Source organism: Novosphingobium sp. (assembly GCF_027486195.1).
Classification (GTDB): domain Bacteria; phylum Pseudomonadota; class Alphaproteobacteria; order Sphingomonadales; family Sphingomonadaceae; genus Novosphingobium.
The window spans coordinates 84,347-106,239 of the sequence record NZ_JAIXPP010000060.1 but is presented as its reverse complement, the minus strand read 5'-3'; the positions used below and the strand labels follow the sequence as shown (position 1 = coordinate 106,239).

The window sequence follows — 21,893 nt, the reverse complement described above, 5'->3', positions numbered from 1 at the left end:
GCGGCGGACGTGCAGATCGTGCCGGACGCGCACGAGGCGGGCAAGACCCACGCGCCGATCATGTTCACCACCGACATGGCGATCAAGCAGGACCCGGCGTTCCGCGCCATCGCGCTGCGTTTCAAGGACAAGCCCGAGCTCTATGCCGATGCCTTCGCCCGCGCGTGGTTCAAGCTGACCCACCGCGATATGGGGCCGAAGACGCACTATATCGGCATGGATGTGCCGGCACAGACCTTCACCTGGCAGGACCCGCTGCCGGCTGATGGCCACCCGCTGATCGGCGCGGCGGAAATCGCGATGCTCAAGAGCAAGGTACTGGGCGCAGGCGTGACCCCGGCGCAACTGGTGCGCACGGCGTGGGCTTCGGCCTCCACGTGGCGCGGATCGGATCTTCGCGGCGGCGCCAATGGTGCGCGCATCCGCCTTGCGCCGCAGAAGGACTGGGCGGTGAACGATCCGGCGGAACTTGCCAAGGTGCTTGCCGCGCTGGAAAAGGTGCGGGCGGACTACAACCGCACCGCGCCGGGTGGCCGCACCGTCAGCATGGCGGATCTGATCGTGCTGGCGGGCAATGCCGTAGTCGAGCAGGCAGCGGGCAAGGCCGGTGTTGCGCTTGAGTTGCCGTTCACGCCGGGCCGGGTCGATGCCACGCAGGAGCAGACCGATCCTGCCGCCTTTGCGCCGATGGAGCCGAAGTCTGACGGCTTCCGCAACTATCAGGGCGCGGATGCGTGGCAGTCTCCGGCTGAGGCGCTGGTCGACAAGGCCAGCCTGCTGGGGCTGACCGTGCCGGAAATGACCGTGCTGGTAGGCGGGCTGCGCGTGCTCGATGCCAATGCGGGCGGATCGAACGCGGGCGAGTTTACGGGCCGTCTCGGCACGCTCTCGAACGATTTCTTCGTCAACCTGCTGAGCATGGACACCGTGTGGAGCAAGGCGGGTGCCGCCTATGAAGGCCGCGACCGGACGAGCGGCGCGCTGAAGTGGACCGCGACGCCGGTGGACCTGATCTTCGGCTCGAACTCCGAACTGCGCGCGGTGGCCGAAGCCTATGCCAGCGAAGATGCGCGCGAGCAGTTCGTGCGTGATTTCGCCAAGGCCTGGACCAAGGTGATGAACGCCGACCGTTCGTAAACTTGTGATGTGAAGGAAAGGGCCGGGGCGCAGGCAGCGCCTCGGCCCTTTCTTGTTTCAGGCGTTCGGGCGGTTGGCGAGGAGGTTGTCCACCACGCTAGGATCGGCAAGCGTGGAGGTATCGCCAAGGTTGCCGACGTCGTTCTCGCCGATCTTGCGCAAGATGCGGCGCATGATCTTGCCGGAACGGGTCTTGGGCAGGCCGGGGTCGAACTGGATCACATCGGGCGTGGCGATGGGGCCGATTTCATGGCGGACCCACTGGACGAGCTCCTTGCGCAGCGCCTCATCCGGCTCGACATCGGCGTTGGTCGTGACGAAGGCGTAGATGCCCTGGCCCTTGATCTCGTGCGGCATGCCCACGACTGCGGCTTCGGCAACCTTGGGGTGGGCGACGAGCGCGCTCTCGATTTCGGCAGTGCCCATGCGGTGGCCGCTGACGTTGATCACATCATCAATGCGCCCGGTGATCCAGTAATAGCCGTCCTCGTCGCGGCGGCAGCCGTCGCCGGTGAAGTAGTATCCGGGGAAGGTGGTGAAGTAGGTCTGGAAGAAGCGCTCGTGATCGCCCCAGACGGTGCGCATCTGGCCGGGCCAGCTCTGCGTGATGACAAGGCAGCCGTCCGCCGCGCCTTCGAGGAGCTGGCCCTCGCCAGTGAGGAGTGCAGGCGCCACGCCGAACATGGGCTGCGTGGCCGAGCCGGGCTTCAAGGCGGTCGCGCCGGGGAGCGGGGTGATCATCGCGCCGCCGGTCTCGGTCTGCCACCAGGTGTCGACGATCGGGCAGCGGCCTTCGCCGACGACCTTGTGATACCATTCCCAGGCTTCGGGATTGATGGGTTCGCCCACCGAGCCTAGCAAGCGCAGCGACTGGCGGCTGGTCTTCTTCACCCACTCGTCGCCCTCGCGCATGAGGGCGCGCAGCGCGGTGGGGGCGCCGTAGAAGATCTCGACGCCGAACTTGTCGACCACCTGCCAGAAGCGGCTGGGATCGGGGAAGTTGGGCACGCCTTCGAACATCACGGTCGTCGCGCCGTTGAGTAGCGGGCCGTAGACGACATAGCTGTGGCCGGTGACCCAGCCCACGTCGGCCGCACACCAGTAGATCTGGGCAGAACCATCAGACTTGGGCCGATAATCGAAGACGTACTCGTGCGTCATCGAGGCCCAGACCGAGTAGCCCCCGGTGGTGTGGAGCACGCCCTTGGGCTTGCCGGTCGAGCCCGAGGTATAGAGGATGAACAGCGGGTCTTCCGCGCTCATCTCTTCGGGCGGGCAGTCCACGGATTGCTGCGCGGTGGCGCTGGCCCAGTCCACATCGCGGCCTTCGACCACTGGCACATCGGCGCCGGTGTGCTTGAGGACGATGACTGTATCGACGCCGGGGCACTGCTCCAGCGCTTCATCGACATTGGCCTTGAGCGGCACGTGCTTGCCGCCGCGCAGGCCTTCGTCCGCCGTGATGACAAGGCGGCTGTCGCAATCGCTGATGCGGCCAGCGAGGGCATCGGGCGAGAAGCCCGCGAAGACGATCGAGTGGATCGCGCCGATCCGCGCGCAGGCGAGCATGGCGACGGCGGCTTCGGGCACCATCGGCAGGTAGATCGTCACGCGCGAGCCGCGCACGACGCCGCGGGATTTGAGCAGATTGGCGAAGCGGCAGACGCTCTCGTGCAGTTCGCGGTAGGTGATGCGGCGGTCGGGGGTGTCCGGCGAATCCGGCTCCCACAGGATGGCGATCTGGTCGCCGCGCTCCGCGAGATGGCGGTCGAGGCAATTGGCAGCGAGGTTGAGCGTGCCGTCCTCGAACCACCTGATGCCGAAATCAGCCTCGTGGAAGCTCGCCGTGCTGACCTTGGTGAAGGGCTTGATCCAGTCAAGCCGCGCCGCTTCATCGCGCCAGAAAGCGTCTGGTTCAGCCAGCGAACGCGCATGCATCGTCTGATAGCGCGCTTCGTCGATCAGGGCGGAGGAGGCCCAGTTCTCGGGGACCGGATAGATGGTCTGGCTCATGGGGCGTCCTCTCGGCTGGTTTGGTTTGACGCCGTATAAGACTGAATCGGCGGGGTTTGCCAAGCCTTGAAATAGCCCCTCCGACCCGCCTGAGCCGGGCCACCTCCCCGAGACAAGCTCGAAGGAGGGATGGGCGGTCAGTGTGCTCCGGCCATGGCGGTGAGGAACATCAGGACGACGGGGTGCGGCTCGATTGTCGCCAACTGGGCCTTCACCGATGCGAAGGCTTCGTCTGCGGCGCTGAGGGCGAACTCGATATCGGCCTCGGTCATCGCGGCACAGAAGAACATGTTGTGCCAGGGGTGAACGTAGACCCCGCGCTTCAGCATCGCCTCGCCCCACGCGAAGCCGATGCGGTAGTCGGGGTCGCCCTCGAACAGGATCTGCGGCATCTGGACGGGGCCGGTCTGGCGCAGGGCAAAGCCGTGCTTCGCGGCGAGCGCATCGAGGCCTTCGCGCCATAGCGTGCCGAGGCGGATCGAGTTTTCGAGGTAATCGGTCTCGCGCAGGATCTTGAGCGTCTCGACCCCTGCGGCCATGGGCACGGCGGCGAACCAGAACGAGCCGGTGACGTAGATCTGGCCCGCACCCTCGCGGCAGCGGTCGTTGCCGAGCAGGGCGGAAATCGGGTGTCCGTTGGCGAAGGATTTGCCCCAGCAGCTCATGTCCGGCCGGACGCCGACGAGTTCCCAGCTGCAATCGCGGATCAGGCGGAAGCCTGCGCGCACATCATCGACGATGAGCATCGCGCCGGTTTCGTCGCAGAGTTCGCGGGCGCGCTTGGCATAGGCCGGATCGGGAAGCGCCTGATCGATGAAGGCATCGTGCTTGAAGGGCGAGGCGAAAATGGCGGCGAGATCGTCGCCTGCTTCGGCGACGGCGGCTTCGAGGCTGGCGATGTCGTTGAACTGATATTTCGAGATGAACGCGCGTTCTTCCGGCACGATCCCGGCCGGCATCGGCGTGCACCACGGGGCCGCGCCGTGATAGGCACCGTCCGCCACGAGAATGCGGCGCTTGCCCGTCTGCGCGCGGGCGGTGGTCATCGCCATGGTGGTCGCATCGGTGCCGTTCTTGCAGAACATCGCCCAATCGGCGTGGCTGACCATGCCGACCAATGCTTCGGCTAGCTCGACGAAGTGCGCGCTCGGGCCGGTCATCGTATCGCCAAGCGCGAGCTGGGCAACGGCGACGTCGTTCACGCGCATGTTGTTGTAGCCCAGCAGGTTGGGGCCATAGGCGCACATGAAATCGAGGTAGCGGTTGCCATCGACGTCCCAGATATAGGCGCCTTCACCCTTGCTGAAAAACTGTGGGTAGCTTTCGGGCATGAGCGTGGTCGCCTCGTGGCCGTACATGCCGTTCGGCACGACTTTCAGGGCGCGTTTGCGCAGAGCTTTGTCGGCGGCGTTCGTGGTCATCGGGCTCTCCCTCGTATGGTTCAGGCGGCCTGGTGCGCAGACGTGCGCAGCGGCAGGTATTCGGGCAGGAACGTGCGGGCATAGGCCTCGCGCGCGCGGCGGGCCTGCTCCTCGTAGGCGTCGGTGATCGTGCCGTGGCGGTGGACCGAAAGGGTCCAGATCGCATCGTTGATCACGAGCAGTTCGGTGAAACGTTCGATCAGATCGAGGCTGGGGGCGATCTCGAATAGCTGGCTGAGTTCGGCCATCGAGCGCTGCGCGAGTACGCGGTCGTTTTCGAGATCGCGCGCGCGAATCGTGGCGGAAAGGCCCGAACCGAGCAGGAGGCGGCGTGCGGCGGCGTGGGCGTTGTAGTGATCGCGGCCATGGCCATAGCGCGCGGCGACATAGTGCTGCCAGGTCTGGATGCCGGGGGGCAGCGGCTTGTCGAGCAGATCGACGAATTCGCGCACGTAGCGTTCGGCCAGCGCCACGAAGACTTGCCCGGCATCAGGGAAGAAATGGTAGATCGAGGGGGCAGAAAGGCCCGCTTCCTCGGCGAGGGTGTAGATGCTGATCTGCGCGGGCTCGAGCGTTTCGAGCAGGCGATCGGCGGAATCGAGGATCGCCTCGAACCGCTGCTGGCTGCGCTTCTGGCGCGGGCGGCGGATCGCTTCGGCGGAACCGGGCGCCCCCGGCCTGGGGAGAATTGTGACCATGCAGCGAAGCCTAGCGCCGAATTTGCGCGGTTCAACCCAAATTCAAATAAAAATCCGAATTTAAGTCAAATTCGGCTTGACGCTGCTGCGGAATGGGGGAAGCTTTGCGTCATGGGGATCAGGGCTCGCGCCTGTGCGCTGCGGAGCCGAAGCGGGGGGAATGATTATGCGTCGGGCCAAAGTGAAGCAGTGCCTCGGGATCATTCTGGCGGGAAGTGCGCTGACGCTGGCCATGCCGGCCTTTGCGGAGGAAACCGCGCCGCCTGCAAAGGATGCGGGTATTGCCGAGATTGTCGTTACAGCGCAGCGCCGCGCGCAGAACGTGCAGGACGTGCCGATCGCGATCGCGGCGATCAGCGGGGATGCGCTGAGCGAGACCGGCATCCGCGATCCGCGCGACCTCACGCTGCTGGTGCCGAGCCTTTCGATGCAGGCGGGGACGGCGGCCTCGACCACATCGCTGTTCATTCGCGGCGTGGGCATCGGCGATTTCAATTCCAACACCACGGGCGCAGTCGGCGTCTATGTCGACGACGTGTTCCTTGGTGCGAACGCGGGCAAGCTGTTCAACGTGTTCGATTCCGACGGGATCGAAGTGCTGAAAGGGCCGCAGGGCACGCTTTATGGCCGCAACACCACGGCAGGCGCGATCCGCTTTGCGAGCCGCAAGCCGACCGACGACCTGAGCGGCGATTTCTCCGCGCTTTATGGCCGGTTCAATGAAGTGCAGCTGGAAGGCGGCATTGGCGGGCCGATTGCCAAGGATCTGCTCAAGGTGCGCGTGGCGGGGTTCCTGAACCGGCGTGACGGGACGACGCTGAACCGTGTGACTGGCAACAACGTCAACAACATCAACCTCTGGGCGCTACGCGGGATTGCCGATTTCACACCCGCGCCCAATGTGCTGCTGCGGCTTTCGGTGCACGGCGGCAACAACACCGGCGGGGCGCGGCAGTTCCAGCATCGCGGGCAAGGCGTTGATTTCTTCGGCAACCCGTCATTCCTGCCCGATGGCACGCCGACTGACGCGTTCGGCTACGCGGACACCGACAAGAACGTCTATGCCGGTGACTACAATGTCGAAGGCAAGGAGCGCATTGGCGTATTCGGCGCCTCGCTGCTGGGGCAGGTCGATTTCGGCGGGGTCCAGCTGACCTCGATCACTGCCTACGAGCAGGTGAACCGCGCGACGCTGGAAGATACCGACGCCAGCCCCAACGACTTCGTGGTCGCCTACTACGAAGACCGCCCGCGCCAGTGGAGCGAGGAGCTGCGCCTGCAATCGACGGGCGAGCGCAAACTCAACTGGATCGTCGGCGCGTACTATTTCCACGACACGCTGGCGACCGACAGCAGCTTCGATCTGCTGCGCAGCTTGCGCGATCCCGGCGATCTGCTCGGCACGTTCGATCCGGTCAATTCGCTGGGGCTGCTGCGCTATCCCTATACGCAGCGGACGCGCAGCTTCGCGCTGTTCGGCCAGGCGGATTACAAGCTGACCGACAAGCTGACCGCCACAGTTGGCCTGCGTTGGTCGAACGACCGGATCAACATGGATTACCACAGCCTGTTCGATGCGGTGGGCGGGGTGGTGCCAGTGAAGGCCTACTCGGACGTGACCCTGCCGCTGCTCGATTTCAACGGCACCAAGACCTTCCGCGATCTCTCCTGGCGCGCGGCGCTCAACTACAAGACCGGCGATACGCTGGTCTATGCCTCGTTCTCCAAGGGCTACAACAGCGGCGGGTTCGCGGGCGGGGCCTCGACCGATGCGCTGCAGCTTACGCCGTTCAATTCGGAGAAGCTCTATGCCTATGAAGTGGGGCTGAAGACCGAATTCCTCGACCGGAAGGTCCGCTTCAACACCTCGGCATTCTATTACGACTACCGCGATCTGCAGGTTTTCGTGTTCGATCTGACCGGACCCATCCCGGTGCAGCGCAAGCTCAATGCGGGCAATGCGGAGATCTACGGGCTGGAGGCGGAACTCACCGTGCGTCCGACGCGCAATCTGGATCTGTTCGGTGCGGCAACCTTCATGCACAGCGAATACAAGAAGTTCGCCGCGCTGGGCGGGGTGAGCTATTCGGGCAACCGGCTGGTCAATGCCCCCCGGTTTGCATTTTCGGGCGGAATCAACCTGACGGTGCCGCTGGCCGGAGGGTCGGCGATCAAGGCGCGGGTGGACGGGACATACGTGTCCTCGATCGCGCTGTTCCCGGACAATGCGGCGAGCACCGAAGTGAAGGGCAACGGCAGGATCAACGCGCGGCTGGCGTGGCAATCGCCGTCCAAGACCTATGAGGCGGCGCTTTGGGTGAAGAACCTCAATTCGGCGCGGGTGATATCCTCAATTGCGCCAGTGATCACGCAGGACCAGATCAACTACAACGATCCGCGAACCTTCGGGATCCAATTGATCGCGCACTTCTGATCTGCGCGGCGAGCTTAGAAAAAGGCGGCAATTCCTGATGCTTGACGTACATGGCTGGCTTGAGAAGTTCGGCGCGGCGCTGGCCGCCGGGGATGGCGCGGCGGTGGCGGGCCTGTTCCTGCCCGATGGCCTGTGGCGCGATTACCTGGCGCTCGGCTGGACGCTGGCGACGCATGAAGGGACTGCGGCGATCACCGCCTTCGCAAGCGCACGGGCACAGGATTCCGGCATCGGCGGCTTTGCCAGCGATGCGGCCACCGGGGCGAGCGAAGGCTTCATCAGCTTCGAGACGGCGCTGGGCCGGGGCGAAGGCTATGTGCGGCTGGTGGGCGAGCAGTGCTTCACGCTGCTGACGGCGCTCAAGGAACTCAAGGGCTTCGAGGAACCGCTGCGCGGGCGGCGCCATTCGGGTGTGGTGGACGAAACCGGCCAGCGCACCTGGGAAGACGTGCGCCATGACGATGTCGAGCAGTGGAACGAGAGCAATCCGCCCTATGTGCTGGTGATCGGCGCAGGGCAGGGCGGCCTTGCGCTGGGCGCGCGGCTCAAGATGCTGGGCGTGCCGTGCCTGCTGGTCGACAAGTACCCGCGCGTGGGCGACCAATGGCGTTCGCGCTACAAGTCGCTGCTGCTGCATGATCCGGTGTGGTACGACCACATGCCCTACGTGCCGTTCCCGGATCATTGGCCGGTCTACACGCCCAAGCAGAAGATGGGCGACTGGCTGGAATACTACGCCGGGATCATGGAACTGGGGATCTGGACCAGCACCGAATGCAAGGGAATTTCCCGCGATCCTGCCACGGGCAAGTGGCGGGTGGAGCTGCTGCGCGACGGGAAGCCGGTGACGCTTGTGCCCGAACATCTGGTGATGGCGGTGGGTAATGCGGGCTTTGCGGTCACGCCGGAACTTCCGGGACAGGAAAGCTTCAAGGGCCACCAATTCCATTCGAGCGAGCATCCGGGCGGCGAAGGGCTTGAGGGCCAGCGCGTGGTCGTCGTCGGCGCCAACAACTCCGCGCATGATATATGCGCCGATCTGGTGAGCCATGGCGCCGAGCCGGTGATGATCCAGCGTTCCTCCACGCTGATCGTGCGGCAATCGAACATGGAGACGCTGCTGGCCGGTGCCTATTCGCAGCAGGCGTTCGATTCCGGACTCGTTACCGACAAGGCGGACCTGATCAGTGCGTCAGTGCCGCTGCGGCTTGCCGAGAAGGTCAACAGGGCGACGTGGGATGCGCTGCAGGTTTCGGAAGCGCCGTTCTACCAGCGGCTCACCGACGCGGGATTCCAGGTCGATTTCGGGCCGGACGGCACGGGCATCGCGATGAAGTTCCAGCGTACTTCGTCAGGCTATTATGTCGATGTCGGCGCTTCGGAAATGGTGGCTGACGGGCGGATCAAAGTGCGTTCCGGCGTCACCATCGAGCGCATCGATGAAGACGGGCTGGTGCTCTCTGACGGCAGCCATGAACGTGCCGACCGCATCATCTACGCAACCGGCTTCGGCGATATGAAGCAGTGGGTGGCGCGCCTTATCAATCCCGAGGTTGCCGAGCGCATCGGCAAGACCTGGGGCTATGGCTCGGGCTTCCCGGGCGACGAAGGCCCGTGGGAAGGCGAGATGAAGAACCTGTGGAAGCCGACGCCCGAACCGGGACTGTGGTTCATGGCCGGAAATCTCGCGATGGCGCGCAGTTACTCGCAGTACCTTGGGCTGCAGCTGAAGGCGCGGTACGAGGAACTGCCGGTCGAGCCTTACGTCCCCGCCTGAAGCCGGGGGCGCGCCGCCAACGCGCCTCCGATCATCACGAGGCCGAGAACGACCGCGGCTGAACACGCGAGCAGCACGGTATCGATCCCCTGCGCCTCGATCATCATGCCCGCTGCCGTGGGCAGGATCGCTGCACCCATAAGCTGCGCCGAGGCGGCGAAGGGTAGGCTGCGGCGGGTCGGATCGGCCTCAAGCAGGAAGCCGGTGAGCGCGGGGGAGAGGAGCATCCACACGAAGCCGTAGCCGACGATGAGGCTCCAGCCTGCGGCACCGTCTGCACCGCGCAGGAACAACAAGGCGACGATGAGGATCAGGGCGAGGCCGGTGCCGACCGCCTTCGCCCCGGCATGCCCGCGCTCGCCCACGGCAATGGCGACCAGCGCGCCCGCCATCTGCCCGACCATCGAAGCGGTGAGCATCGGCGCGATGCGTTCGGGCGCGATGCCGCGCGCTTCGAGCCAGAGGCCCATGTAGGCCCAGATCCCGATGACCGCGCCGACCAGCAATGCTGAGGCGCCGAGGCCGATCCAGCCGGAAAGCGGGATGGCACCCTTGCTGGCGGCGCTCTCGGCATGGGCGGCGGGGGCGAGCCGCGACGGCACGAGCGGCAGTGCAAGCGCGGTGAGCGCGGCGATCACGGCGAGGGCGTGTTGGACATCAGCCGCCGAACCGGGGGAGGCGGCGCTCGCGAACCATTGCAGGATGGCGTACTGGCTGGCGGACTGAAGGAACAGGAACGCGGCCGCTGCGGCGTTGAGGCCCCTGGACTTCGCGATGGCACCGGCCGCGACGCCGACCAGCAGGCCGCCGCCCGCTCCCGACACTGCGCGGACCAGCAGCAGCGGGATTGCGTCCGGGAGCAGGTTTGCTGCGATGGTAATGGCGATGCCGATCAGCGCGACCATGCGCGCCGGCGTCCGCCCCAGTAACGCGATCCCGCCCGCACTGCCCAGCGCGATGGCGGCGATCTCTATGGCCGCGAGGAGGCCAAGGCTGGCCTCGCCGATCCGGCCTTCATGGACATAGCTGCCATAAAGCAGCGGCTGGACGCCAAGCACGAGGAGCCCTGCTGCACCGATCAGGAGGCAGGCGCCGAGGGAGATGCGGGTGGGTGCGGGGCCGGTAGTTTCCTTGTGCGCCGCCATTCCATGCCCTCGATGATCCAATAATTATCCGGTTTATTGGGCAGGGGGCAACCCGAGTCAAGCGCGGGGGGGCGCCGCGACCGAAGCGGCTCCTCGTGATGGAACTGGAGGCGCTGAGGGCGAACCCTTCCGCAGACACTCAGGCATCACTCGCTTGGCGGTGGCCCGCTCAAGCCTCTTGTAATCGGTTGCGCAACCACGCAGACCGTACTCGTCATCTGGTGCGGTCGCTGCACCGCCTCGGCAGGAGTTTTCATTGACCCTCAGTCGCCGCGATCTGCACCGCATCCTTCTCGGCACCGGAGCGGCGGCGCTTGTGCCGGGGCTTGCGCGCAGCAGCCTTGTCCAGGCGGCCGAGGCGGCCGGTTCCGATCCGCTTGCGCTGGTCGACCCCGAACTGCGCGCGGCGGCGCGCGCGATGCTCGCGCAGAAATTTCCGCCGATGACGCGTGAGGCTCTGCCGGCAATGCGCGCCGCTTGGGCGCCGCCGCCGCTGCTTGCCGCGCCCGAGGTCACGCTCCAGACGATTCCCGGACCGGCGGGCGCGCCGCCCGTCGCGATCGAACTGATTGTGCCGGAGGCATCGGGCAAGCCAAGGCCGGCGATCGTGCATATCCACGGCGGCGGAATGATTTCCGGGCGCGCCCGCAACCTGACCGCGTTCTGCCAAACACTTGCGGCGGAATTCGGCGCGGTCGTGGTCAATGTCGATTATCGCCTGTCGCCGGAAACGCCGTTCCCGGGCCCGGTACTCGACAACTACGCCGCGCTCGAATGGCTTGCGGACAATGCGCAGAGTTTGGGTGTCGATCCGGCGCGCATCGCCGTGATGGGCGAAAGCGCCGGTGGCGGGCTGGCCGCGATGGTCGCGCTGATGGCCCGGGATCGCGGCAAGGTGGCGCTGTGTCAGGCCGTTCTGATCTATCCCATGCTCGATGATCGCACCGGTTCGACCCGCAAGGTGCCGCCGCATATCGGAACGATTGGTTGGTCGGCTGAGGCCAATCGGTTCGGCTGGTCGGCGTTTCTGGGCGTACCGGCGGGATCGGACACGGCGCCCGCCGGCAGCGTTCCCGCACGGGAGAGCAAGCTGGCAGGCCTTGCCCCCACCTTCATCGGCGTCGGCGCGCTCGATCTGTTTGTCGACGAGGATATCGCGTTTGGCGGGCGCCTTATCGCGGCAGGGGTGAAAACGCGGATCCATGTCACGCCCGGCGCATGGCATGCCTTCGATTTCGTCGTGCCGGAAGCGCGCGTGGCGCGGGAAATCACTGCGGCGTGGAAAGCGGAATTGCGCGCTGCCTTCGCGGCTTAGCGCGCGAGATTCCGGTCGAAGAATTTCAGGATTACGGCGTAGGCCTCGCGCGATTCGGGCATGTCCGGCTTGTAGAAGAAGCCGTGGAACAGGCCTTCCCACACATGCAATTCCGCCGGAACGCCGAGCGCGACGAGGCGGGTGTGGGTCTTGACCGCCGAACTCAGCTCGAACCCGCGCGTTGCGGTGAGGATCAGAGTCGGCGGGAACAGGCGCAGCACGGCATCGGATGAGCCGGGCGAGACGAGCGGGTCCTTGGGGTCCGCGTCCTTGAAATAGGGCAGGGCGGTCCATGTCGGCGGGGTGGTGGTGGGCCATGCCGGGGCAGGGCGCGCCTCGCCCACGGCGGCGGTCATGTAATCGGCATCGCCGCCGAAGCCGTTGGACGAACTGGTGAGGCCTGCGCAGAAGATGCCAGCCGCACCGGGGCGGGGCAGGCCGTGCTTCTGAAACCATGCCAGGGACATGCCGGTGAGCATCCCGCCGGCCGAGCAGCCATAGATGCCGATCTGCTCCGGGCGGTGGGATTTGAGCAGTTCGCGATAGACCAACGCCACGTCCTCGCTTGCAGCGGGGAACGTGTGGTCCGGGCCCTGCCTGTAATCGACCGAGACGACCCGCACTTTGCCGAGCGCGGCAACGGGAATGGCTTCGAGCTCTGCGCAGCCGGGGAAGCAGCCCATGAAGCCGCCGCCGTGCAGGTTGATCAGCACGCGGCGGGCATTGCGCGGGGCGATCCCGGCCTTGGGAGCATAGTCGAACACGCGCACCCCGCCGATGCGGTGCTCGCGCATGGTGGTGGCAAACGCCGCCTTCGCTTCGGCGAGGTAGGGTTCCATGAACACCGGCACACCCCCCACCTGCTTCACTTTCTCGGCGTTCTGCATGTCGTGCAGATGGTCGGCCATGTACTGCTTTGCCTCGGGGCTGAGCATTGACGAGACCGGCACGGCCATTGCGGGCACGTGAACCGTGCCGTCTGCATCCACGGTAACCTTGGGCGGCGCATCCGCTGCGATAGCCGCCTGCGGGACGGTCAGTGCCGCGACGGCCAGCAAGAGCGCGCCAGCCAACCGCATCGCGCGGGCGCAGATGGGAAACATCGGGCTGATCATGGCGCGGGTTCTCTCCTGATGATCCGCGGCGAGGACTTCGCGCCTGCCGTCCCGATCCTGGCACTTGCGTAATCGATTGCAATTGTGACCGCAAGGTGTAAGAAGGTAATCGATTGCGCGCGAGTGTGTGCGCCAATGACCGCGCCAGAGATTGCGGCAAAGCTAGAGGGATTTAGGGTGACGTTCACACGCAGATCGTTCGGCCTTGCTGCTGCTAGCGCCGCCGCGCTGACAGCCATGCCGCTGCGGACCCTTGCGGCTTCGGCCGCGCCGGTGGACGATCCGCTACGGATGGTCGATCCTGAACTGCGCGAAGGCGCAAGGATGATCCTGGCCCGGCCGCTGCCCGATCCGCTTGATCCTGCCGCGATCCGGGCGATGCGGCTGAAGACCCCGCCACCACCGCCGCCGCTCGCATCCCCGGCCATCGATCTGCGGCGCATTCCCGGGGCGCCTGGGCATCCCGAGGTGCCGATCGCGGTGATCGGTGCGCGCCCTGGCGAAGCGCCACGTCCGGCGGTGCTGCATATCCACGGCGGCGGATTCATTGTTGGCCGGATGACGGACACGTTCCCGGCTTCCCAGCGCGTTGCAGAGGAAATGGGCTGCGTGGTGGTGGAGGTTGATTACCGGCTTTCGCCCGAGACCGCATTCCCCGGACCACTCGAGGATTGCCATGCCGCGCTGGTCTGGCTTCACGCAAATGCAGCCGCGCTGGGCGTGGATCCGGCGCGAATTGCGGTCATGGGTGAGAGCGCGGGCGGCGGCCTTGCGGCCATGGTGGCCATCGCCGCGCGCGACCGCCGCAGCGTGCCGCTGTGCTATCAAGTGCTGATTTACCCGATGCTCGATGATCGCACCGGCAGCACGCGCCGGGTGCCGCCGTTCATCGGCACGATCGGCTGGAACGAGGTGGGCAACCGGGTCGGCTGGGCCAGTCTGCTTGGCCAGCCCGCCGGCGGTGCATCGGTGCCGCCGGGCTCGGTTCCCGCACGGATCGGCAGCTTTGCCGGTCTGCCCCCGGCGTTCATCGGCGTGGGTGCGATCGATCTCTTTGTCCAGGAAGACGTGGCCTACGCGCAGGCACTGATCGCGGCCGGCGTGCCGACGCAGTTGTTGGTCATTCCGGGCGCCTACCACGGCTTCGATTTCATCGCGCCCGCCTCGCGCGCCGCGCGCACCTTCACTGCATCGTGGAAGGCGGCGCTGGCCGCCGCCTTCCAGCCCGCGTCCGTCAGAACCTGAAGCAAACACTCGCCCCAAAGTGCGAGCAGGCAACGGTTTGACACTCGTTGCACAATCGATTACGCAAATATCCAAGAACGAGGGAGGATACCATGAAGCCCAATCACCATCGCAACCAACTGCGCGCGTGCCTCACCGGTGCCGCCGCCACCATCGCCATGATGTCCGCTGTGTCTGTCCATGCGCAGGAGGCGGCCCCGCAGGCCAGCGAAGCGGCCGGCTCTGACGAAATCATCGTCACCGCGCTCAAGTCCGGCTCGCTCAAGCTCGATCAGGTGCCGATCGCGATCCAGGCATTCGGTGGCGACACGCTCAAGCAGCGCAATGTGCGCGATGGATCGGATCTGATCCAGCTCATCCCCGGTGCCTCGCAGGCGCAGGAAATCGGCGCGGGCTACCGCATCTTTTCGTTCCGTGGCTCGGGCGCGGGCGGCCCCATCGGCGATGGCCTGATCGGCTACTACCTCGATGATACCCCGTTCGGCGTGCCCAACAACCAGGCCGCGCCGCCGGTGCAGTACTTCGATATCGACCGGATCGAGGTGCTGCGCGGACCGCAGGGCACGCTTTATGGCCTCGGCTCGTCAGCGGGCACGATCATCTATCGCACCAAGAACCCCGATCTCGAAAAGATCACCGTTGCGGGCGAGGCGGAGCTTTCCAAGACGGGCGATGCCGGTGATCCCAACTACCGCGGTGCCGCCGCTATCTCGGTCCCGCTGATCGAGGGCAAGCTCGGCCTGCGCGTCAGCGGAGGCTACGATCGCCGCGCGGGCTATGCGGATATCTATTCGGGCGCGCCGACCGGCACCCCGCGCGAGAAGGACGCCAACGACGTCACCTCGAAGGACATTCAGGCGGTTCTGCTGTGGAAGCCCGATGCGCTCACCACCGTGCGCCTGCGCGGCTGGTACTTCAGCACCGATCAGAACTACCTCAATGTCATCAACTCGGTGAAGCCGCCCTTCGCCTCGTTCCAGGGCGACGTGGTGGGCTATGATCGCCGCCGCGCCTGGTATCTTTCCAACACGATCACCCGCGATATCGGTGATCTCACGCTCACCAACGCGACCTCGTATCAGAAGTCGCTGCCCGGCGGTTTTCAGGTCGGCCTCAATCTCGGCGCGCCGCTTGGCATTGGCACGCTGATCAACGGGGGCGATGCGCGCAACTTCGTCAACGAACTGCGCCTTGCCACCAACAAGGGCGGGCCGTTCAAGGGCGTGGCTGGCGTGTTCTATCAGAACGCACGGAGCCTCTATACTTTCAACCTCAACTTCCCCGCCTTCGCGCTGAGCGGCCAGACCGTGACCAAGACCGAGAACGCAGCGCTGTTTTCCGAGGCCAGCTACGAGCTGTTTGACGGCAAGCTCGTCCCGCTGGTCGGCCTGCGCTATTTCAAGGACAAGCGCACCGCGGATTCGATTTCCAACGGCGTTCCCGTATCGATCAAGGCAACGCCCGACGCTGTGACCTGGCGCGCCAACCTGGCGTACTATCCGGTGCCGAACTGGACGGTGTTCTTCAACGCCGGAACCGGTTTCCGCAGCGGCATCCTGCAATCGCAGGCCCAGGCCGATGCGGTGATCGCGGACGGCGTGCCCAGCGGGCTCTCGCTCACGCCCGACAAGCTGCGCAACCTCGAGATCGGCACCAAGGGCACGCTGTTCGATGGCGCGCTCCGCCTCGCGGTAAGCCTCTACGATATCAAGTACACGAACATCCAGAGCGCCTTCAACACGTCGATCGGCCTTGCCGCCTTCGCCAATCTGGGTGACGGCAAGGCAAAGGGCATCGATCTCGAAGCGACCTGGCGCACGCCGATCAAGGGGCTGACGCTCAACATGATCGGCAACATCAACGATTCCAAGTTCACCAAGGTGATCCCCGCCTTCAACGGCGCGGATCCCCGGATTGCCAATGGCAAGCGCCTGCTCAACACGCCGACCCATAACTTCCGGCTCGATGCGACCTACGAGACGAACGTCGGCAAGTACGAAATGTTCGTCACCGGATCGGCGACCACGGTCGGCCGCTTCCGGCTCGGCGATGCCACAGTGAACGAGATCAACCCCTATCAGCTGTTCCAGGCGAGCATCGGCCTGCGCCGCGATCGCTACGAGCTGCGCCTCTTCGCGGACAACCTTTCCGACGAGCGCGGGCCGACCTCGGCCAATGGTCCCACGCTGCTGGCTGGGCCGCGCCCGCGCACCATCGGGGTCACGTTCCGCCTCAACACCAACTGATCTGGCGGTGGCTGCGCCCGGTTTCCCTTGTGGAGCCGGGCGCTGTCCTGCCAAACGTTCACAAGGCGGAAAAACGATGGCCCAAAGCACTGCACGGGCAGGGGGGTTTGATCGCCGCAGCCTGATCAAGGGCGCAGGGCTTGCGGCGGGGTTATCGCTCGCCCCGGGCACTTCCGCCGCTGCAGCGGCCATGCCTCAAGAGGACGCGGCCTTGTCCACCGATCCCGCCGCCGTCACCGCGCGCACCACTGCGGGCCTGATCCGCGGCTATCGCCAGGGCGGCGTTCATATGTTCAAGGGCGTGCCTTATGGCGCGCCGACCGGCGGGGCCAACCGCTTCCGCCCACCCCGGCCACCTGCGCCATGGCAGGGTGTAAGGTCTGCGTTGCATTACGGCCCGATCGCCCCGCAGGACAAGGGCATGGGCCGCTTCCACGATGAGGAAGCTTTCATCTTCCGCTGGAACGATGCCGTGGCGGACGAGGACTGCTTGCGGCTCAACGTCTGGACGCCGGCGCTTGATGCGGGGCGGCGTCCGGTGCTCGTCTGGCTTCACGGGGGTGGTTTCGCGGCGGGGTCGGGCCACGATATCCCGGCCTTCGACGGCGAGAACCTTGCCCGAACCGGCGATGCCGTTGTCGTCACGCTCAATCACCGGCTCAATCTGCTCGGCTTCCTCGATCTCTCCGCATGGGGCCCGGATTTTGCCGAGAGTGGCAATCTTGGCATGCTCGATATCGTAGCCGCGCTGCGCTGGGTGAAGGACAACATCGGCGTGTTCGGCGGCGATCCGGACCGGGTGACGATCTTCGGCCAATCGGGTGGCGGGGCCAAGGTTTCGGCGCTGATGGCGATGCCGGCGGCGCGCGGCCTCTATCACCGCGCTGCGATCCTCAGCGGATCGTTCGCCGGGTTCAATACGCCTGCGCGCAGCGCCCGGCTCAGCGCGCTGCTGCTGGCGGAACTGGGGGTGGGGAGCGGCGAGATCGCCAAGCTTCAGGCGCTCCCTTATGCCGACTTGCGCGCTGCGGCAGATCGCGTTGCCGCGCGGATCAACCCGCCCTTCGACGGATTCGTCGATGTGCGCCGGATTCCGCAGATCCTCGATTATGCGCCGGTGATCGATGGCCGCACGATCCTTGCCGATCCAGCTGGTCCGGCTTTGCCCGCCACCGATCCGGCGGTTCCGCTGATCATCGGCTCCACGCTCAATGAATTCGTGACCGGCATCAACCAGCCGGACAGCGACGCCATGGACGAGGCAGCACTGCGGGCCCGGGTCGACCGGTTCCTGCCCGGCCGCGCCGACGCCGTGATCCGCGCCTTCCGCGCCGCGACACCCGCAGCAAAACCGTTCGACCTGTGGTCGCGCATCGCCACCGCGCCGATCCGGCAGGCGGTGATCGATCAGGCCGCGCGCCGCCTTGCTGCAGGAGCGCAGCGCACGCACTTGTTCTGGTTTGCATGGCGGACTCCCGTGCTCGATGGCCGTCCGCGTGCATTCCACTGCCTCGATATTCCGTTCTGGTTCGATAACGCAGCACGCTGCGCTTCGATGACGGGCGGCGGGCCTGAAGCGCAGGACCTGGCAGCGCGCATGTCGCGCACGCTGGTTGCCTTTGCCGCGGGCGGCGTGCCCGATGGCGCGGGCCTCCCGCCATGGCGTCCGGTTGCGCCCGGCGATTTCCCCTCGCTCCGGCTGGACGCAAGCCCCGCGCTCATTGGCGAGATCGATGCGGCCGAACGCGCCAGCCTGCGCTGAGCGCCCCCATTGGCCGCCCGCAGCGGTCTGTGTAAGCTGCGCCGCGTGCGGCTCGCAGGGTTTTGCCCGGTAGGCGATGTCCGGATACAAAGGGTCACATGGTCAGCGTCAAGAATATCAAGGAGTTTGCCGAACTCGCCGGGGTCTCCACCGCCACCGCTTCGCGCGCGCTGACGGGATCGGGCCGGGTGAGTGAGGAAACGCGCAAGCGCATCGCCGCGCTTGCCGAAAAGCTCGGCTACCAGCCCAATGTCGCCGCGCGCAACTTGCGCACGCAGCGCACCATGACGATCGGCGTGCTGGTGCCGCTGGGGCATGAGGCGCTGCAGCACTTGTCCGATCCGTTCTTCAACACGATGACCGGGTTTCTCGCCGATGCCTTTGCCGAGCGGGGATATGACCTGCTGCTCTCGCGCGTGCTCCCGCGCAACGATCGCTGGATCGATCGGTTCATCGGCAGCGGGCGTGTCGATGGCATTGTCGTGGTCGGCCAGTCGGATCAGGTTCATGTGATCGAGACGGTCTCGCGCCGCTATATGCCGATGGTGGTCTGGGGTGGCCATTCACCAGGCCAGCATCATTGCTCGATCGGTTCGGACAACCGGCTCGGCGGGCGCATGGCCGCGCTGCACCTGATCGAGCGGGGCTGCCGGCGGATTGCCTATGCCGGGCCGGTCGAGGGGAGCGAGTTCGGAGACCGCGTCGAGGGTGCGCGCGGTGCGGTGCAGGAAGCCGGGCTCGAAGGCCTGACCGCGATCCCCACGCATTTCGAACCCGATGCGGCCTACGCTGATTTGCGCCAGAAGCTCGGCGCGCTGCCTGAAATGCCCGACGGGATCGTTGCTGGGTCTGACGTCACCGCGATCAGCGTGATCCGTGCGCTGAGAGATCTGGGCCGCAGTGTGCCCGATGATGTGCGCGTGATCGGGTATGACGGCCTGCCGATCGGGGAGCACATGGCGCCGCCGCTTTCGACGATCGACCAGCAGTTGCGGCACGGTGCGGACTTGATCACCCAGACCCTTCTGCGCCGGATTGCCGGCGAGGAGACGGCCTCCCAGCAGATCGAGCCGCAACTGATCGTGCGCGGTTCGACCTAGCGTTCAACTCGCGCCGATGCGCCGTCGAGTTCGATCCTGAAGAACGGAGCCGGGTATCCCGCAAAGTGGGCGCGGCGCTGTGTGGCATCCTCCAGAATTGCCGGATCGGCGAGGCCGGGATAGTCGGCAAATCCAATGACCGAGAGGTCGTCCAGCACCCACCAGCTGTATTCCTGCGCAGGCGCTTCGGCGGGGGTCGCCGCGACGAGACCCGATCCGTTGAGCAGGGTGAACGGCCCGAGTGGCGATGGCGCAACGGCGCCGTAAAGACCGCTCGGCGCAGGCGGGGCGTCGTCTGCAAAGACTTTGGCCTGGGTGGACCAGAACAGGTAGTAGCGGCCCGCCACGCAGCGCATGTGCGGACGCTCCAGCTCGTTGTTGAGGCCTGACGCGTCGATCACCGGCCGGCGCAGCCGCCAGCTGCCCGCCGGATCAGCCTCAGCCACGCCGATGACCCCTGTCCAGCGCGAGGCGGCGCGGGCGGAAGACCCGGTGAAGAAAAGATAGGCCCGCCCCGTTGCCGGATCGCGGAACCAGGCAGGGTCCCGAAAGCCCAGGATCTCCCCTGCGCGCCCCTCGGTCTGGTTCGCGGGGAGGTAGTGCTGGCCATCTGCAACAATCGATTCCGCAAGCGCGCTCCAGTGGGACAGATTGAACGCACCGTCCGTGTGGGCAAAACGGCAACTGGCCTGAAACAGGCGCTGCTCGAAGCTGGGGCTGGAAAGCCCGCAGCGCCCTGCTGCAGTGAAAAACACCGTGAGCGACGAGCCTGCTGCATCCAACACGGCAGAGCCGGACCATTCGCGGCTTCCGGGGGTGAAGCCTTCGGGAAAGACCGGACCATGTAGTGTCCAGACACCGTCCTTCCCAGACAGGAGATGGATACGCGCGACGGCATGGCGCGCGTCCGGATCCGCAGCTGCCGGAGCGGTCAGCACCATCCATAGCGATGCGCCGTCAAAGCGCGGCAATCGGCCATCCGGATACTCGATCGGCCACATGTCCCAGAGGTCATGGCCGGTGATCCGCGCAGCCACTTCGTGCGTGAACGCCGGGATCGTATTGTCAGGCCCCTGGTCAAGCAAGGCAAGATCGGCCGAGGTCCAGCGCCGGTCGAAAACGCTGGATCGCGGGGCGGGCGCTGCATCAGGATCCTGGACCTTCGGTGCCGTCATCAAATGTCCCTCATGCTGCCGACCAGCAAGGCACCTTGCCCGCAAATCCTTGCAAACAGGCGCTTCCCCGAAAATGCCGACCAGAAACGTGCTGGCCATGCCGTAGCGGGCAGTGTATGAAAGAGCAATCGATTACGCAATGATCAGTTTGCCGTGCTCAGCCATTCTCCTTAAGCCGCGCGCTGCGCACTATGCCGGTGGCGGGGCGGGCAGCTTCGCTTCATGATGATTGCGCTAGGCACCGGTGCCCGCACGCCGGGGAGCGGGCACGCAACAAGGATTGGGAGAGTGCCATGGATGGGCCAATCAACCGCAGGCAGGTGCTGCTCGGGAGCGGTGCGCTGCTGATGCCCGCGCCCGCCTTTGCGGCACGCGCCGCACTCCGGATCCCGGCCGGCGGCGGTCCGCTCCCGCCCGAATGGACCGCAGCAGAGACCATCGCCTTGTGGGCTGCCGCGCCGCCCGGTGCGCCCGCCACGCCCCCGGTCCACTCAGCCACGCTTGATCCGGCCTTCATCACCGGCGTCGCCCGGCCTGAGCTCAGGGTGTTCCGCCCGGCGCAAAGCAACGGCCGCGCGCTGCTGGTGATCCCAGGCGGAGCCTACACCTTCATCTCGATCCGCAACGAAGGAACCGATGTCGCCCGCGTGATGACCGCGCGCGGCTACACGGTGTTCGTGCTTGTCTATCGTCTACCGGGCGAAGGCTGGGCAAACCGTTCCGACGTGCCATTGCAAGACGCGCAGCGGGCTATGCGCGTGATCCGCTTCGGCGCTGCGGGTTTCGGAATTGATCCGGCGACAGTCGCGGTTCTTGGTTTTTCCGCAGGGGGGCACCTTGCGGCTTCGCTGATCACCGCCGCCGCCGAACCGGTCTATGCCCCGCGTGATGCAGCCGATGCGCTCGATGCGCGCCCCTGCTGTGCGGGCCTGATCTATCCGGTCATCGCGGCAACGCCGCCGCACACGCATCTGCTTTCGGCGCAGCGCCTGCTGGGGCCTCAGCCCACGGAAGAGGTGATTGTCAGCCGATCGCCCGCACGCCATGTCGATATGGCGACACCGCCGACATTCCTTGTCCACGCGATTGATGACGAGGCCGTACCTTACGAGAACACGATGCTTTTCTTCGACGCGCTGCGAGCGGCACGGCGTCCGGCAGAACTGCATCTTTTCGAGGAAGGCGGGCATGGCTTCGGCATCGGTCCCGCGAATGCCCCGGCCGGTCAATGGCCGGCCCTTTTCGCGGCATTTCTTGATCGCCATGGCTCACAGCTTGCGGCCTGAGTGCGAGGAGTGGCGCACAGCGAT

The 21,893-nt window shown here is 65.9% G+C and carries 15 protein-coding genes; 9 read left to right on the top strand and 6 right to left on the bottom strand.

What is annotated here, in order from left to right; translation table 11 throughout:
* Positions 1-1,137, top strand: a 1,137-nt coding sequence (locus tag Q0071_RS12110) for a peroxidase family protein (RefSeq protein ID WP_366886446.1), incomplete at its 5' end; no start/stop codon positions are given.
* 57 nt (positions 1,138-1,194) lie between these two features.
* Here Q0071_RS12110 and acs read toward each other — a convergent pair.
* The 3 genes from acs to Q0071_RS12095 form a co-directional block, all read right to left on the bottom strand.
* A complete protein-coding gene (acs, locus tag Q0071_RS12105) occupies positions 1,195-3,150 on the bottom strand; it encodes an acetate--CoA ligase (RefSeq protein ID WP_298169433.1) in 1,956 nt (651 codons plus the stop codon).
* Between the two features lie 137 nt (positions 3,151-3,287).
* Positions 3,288-4,571, bottom strand: a complete 1,284-nt coding sequence (locus Q0071_RS12100) for an aminotransferase class III-fold pyridoxal phosphate-dependent enzyme (RefSeq protein ID WP_298169430.1) — start codon at positions 4,569-4,571, stop codon at positions 3,288-3,290.
* Between the two features lie 20 nt (positions 4,572-4,591).
* On the bottom strand, positions 4,592-5,269 hold the full coding sequence (locus Q0071_RS12095) for a TetR/AcrR family transcriptional regulator (RefSeq protein WP_298169427.1): 678 nt from the start codon (positions 5,267-5,269) through the stop codon (positions 4,592-4,594).
* Between the two features lie 160 nt (positions 5,270-5,429).
* On the opposite strand from Q0071_RS12095, the gene Q0071_RS12090 reads away from it, so the two are divergent.
* Both Q0071_RS12090 and Q0071_RS12085 read left to right on the top strand, forming a co-directional pair.
* Entirely contained in the window at positions 5,430-7,703 is a 2,274-nt protein-coding gene (locus Q0071_RS12090) for a TonB-dependent receptor (protein WP_298169424.1), read from the top strand.
* A gap of 37 nt (positions 7,704-7,740) precedes the next feature.
* Positions 7,741-9,480, top strand: coding sequence for an NAD(P)/FAD-dependent oxidoreductase (locus Q0071_RS12085; protein ID WP_298169421.1), 1,740 nt, complete (start codon positions 7,741-7,743; stop codon positions 9,478-9,480).
* Here the strand turns inward: Q0071_RS12085 and Q0071_RS12080 are convergent.
* Positions 9,465-10,625, bottom strand: coding sequence for a hypothetical protein (locus Q0071_RS12080; RefSeq protein ID WP_298169418.1), 1,161 nt, complete (start codon positions 10,623-10,625; stop codon positions 9,465-9,467). The two genes, Q0071_RS12085 and Q0071_RS12080, sit on opposite strands and share 16 nt — an antisense overlap.
* A 256-nt stretch (positions 10,626-10,881) precedes the next feature.
* Between Q0071_RS12080 and Q0071_RS12075 the strand changes: the two genes are divergently transcribed.
* Positions 10,882-11,940 (top strand): alpha/beta hydrolase, encoded by a 1,059-nt coding sequence (locus Q0071_RS12075; RefSeq protein WP_298169416.1) that lies wholly within the window; start codon positions 10,882-10,884, stop codon positions 11,938-11,940.
* Here Q0071_RS12075 and Q0071_RS12070 read toward each other — a convergent pair.
* Positions 11,937-13,055 carry an alpha/beta hydrolase gene (locus Q0071_RS12070; RefSeq protein ID WP_298169413.1) on the bottom strand — a complete coding sequence of 373 codons (1,119 nt, stop codon included), beginning with the start codon at positions 13,053-13,055 and terminating at the stop codon, positions 11,937-11,939. The genes Q0071_RS12075 and Q0071_RS12070 overlap by 4 nt on opposite strands.
* A gap of 177 nt (positions 13,056-13,232) precedes the next feature.
* On the opposite strand from Q0071_RS12070, the gene Q0071_RS12065 reads away from it, so the two are divergent.
* The 4 genes from Q0071_RS12065 to Q0071_RS12050 all read left to right on the top strand — a co-directional run bounded on the left by Q0071_RS12065 (position 13,233) and on the right by Q0071_RS12050 (position 19,408).
* Positions 13,233-14,300: an alpha/beta hydrolase gene (locus Q0071_RS12065; protein ID WP_298169411.1), complete on the top strand. Its 1,068-nt coding sequence runs from the start codon at positions 13,233-13,235 to the stop codon at positions 14,298-14,300.
* 92 nt (positions 14,301-14,392) lie between these two features.
* Positions 14,393-16,546 carry a TonB-dependent receptor gene (locus tag Q0071_RS12060; protein WP_298169409.1) on the top strand — a complete coding sequence of 718 codons (2,154 nt, stop codon included), beginning with the start codon at positions 14,393-14,395 and terminating at the stop codon, positions 16,544-16,546.
* A gap of 76 nt (positions 16,547-16,622) precedes the next feature.
* Entirely contained in the window at positions 16,623-18,308 is a 1,686-nt protein-coding gene (locus Q0071_RS12055; protein WP_298169407.1) for a carboxylesterase family protein, read from the top strand.
* 98 nt (positions 18,309-18,406) lie between these two features.
* On the top strand, positions 18,407-19,408 hold the full coding sequence (locus Q0071_RS12050; protein ID WP_298169405.1) for a LacI family DNA-binding transcriptional regulator: 1,002 nt from the start codon (positions 18,407-18,409) through the stop codon (positions 19,406-19,408).
* Here the strand turns inward: Q0071_RS12050 and Q0071_RS12045 are convergent.
* Positions 19,405-20,583 carry a glycoside hydrolase family 68 protein gene (locus Q0071_RS12045; protein WP_298169403.1) on the bottom strand — a complete coding sequence of 393 codons (1,179 nt, stop codon included), beginning with the start codon at positions 20,581-20,583 and terminating at the stop codon, positions 19,405-19,407. The two genes, Q0071_RS12050 and Q0071_RS12045, sit on opposite strands and share 4 nt — an antisense overlap.
* A 293-nt stretch (positions 20,584-20,876) precedes the next feature.
* On the opposite strand from Q0071_RS12045, the gene Q0071_RS12040 reads away from it, so the two are divergent.
* The gene (locus Q0071_RS12040; RefSeq protein ID WP_298169401.1) at positions 20,877-21,869 is read left to right on the top strand and encodes an alpha/beta hydrolase; all 993 of its coding nucleotides are present in this window, start codon (positions 20,877-20,879) and stop codon (positions 21,867-21,869) included.
* Positions 21,870-21,893 lie beyond the last annotated feature (24 nt).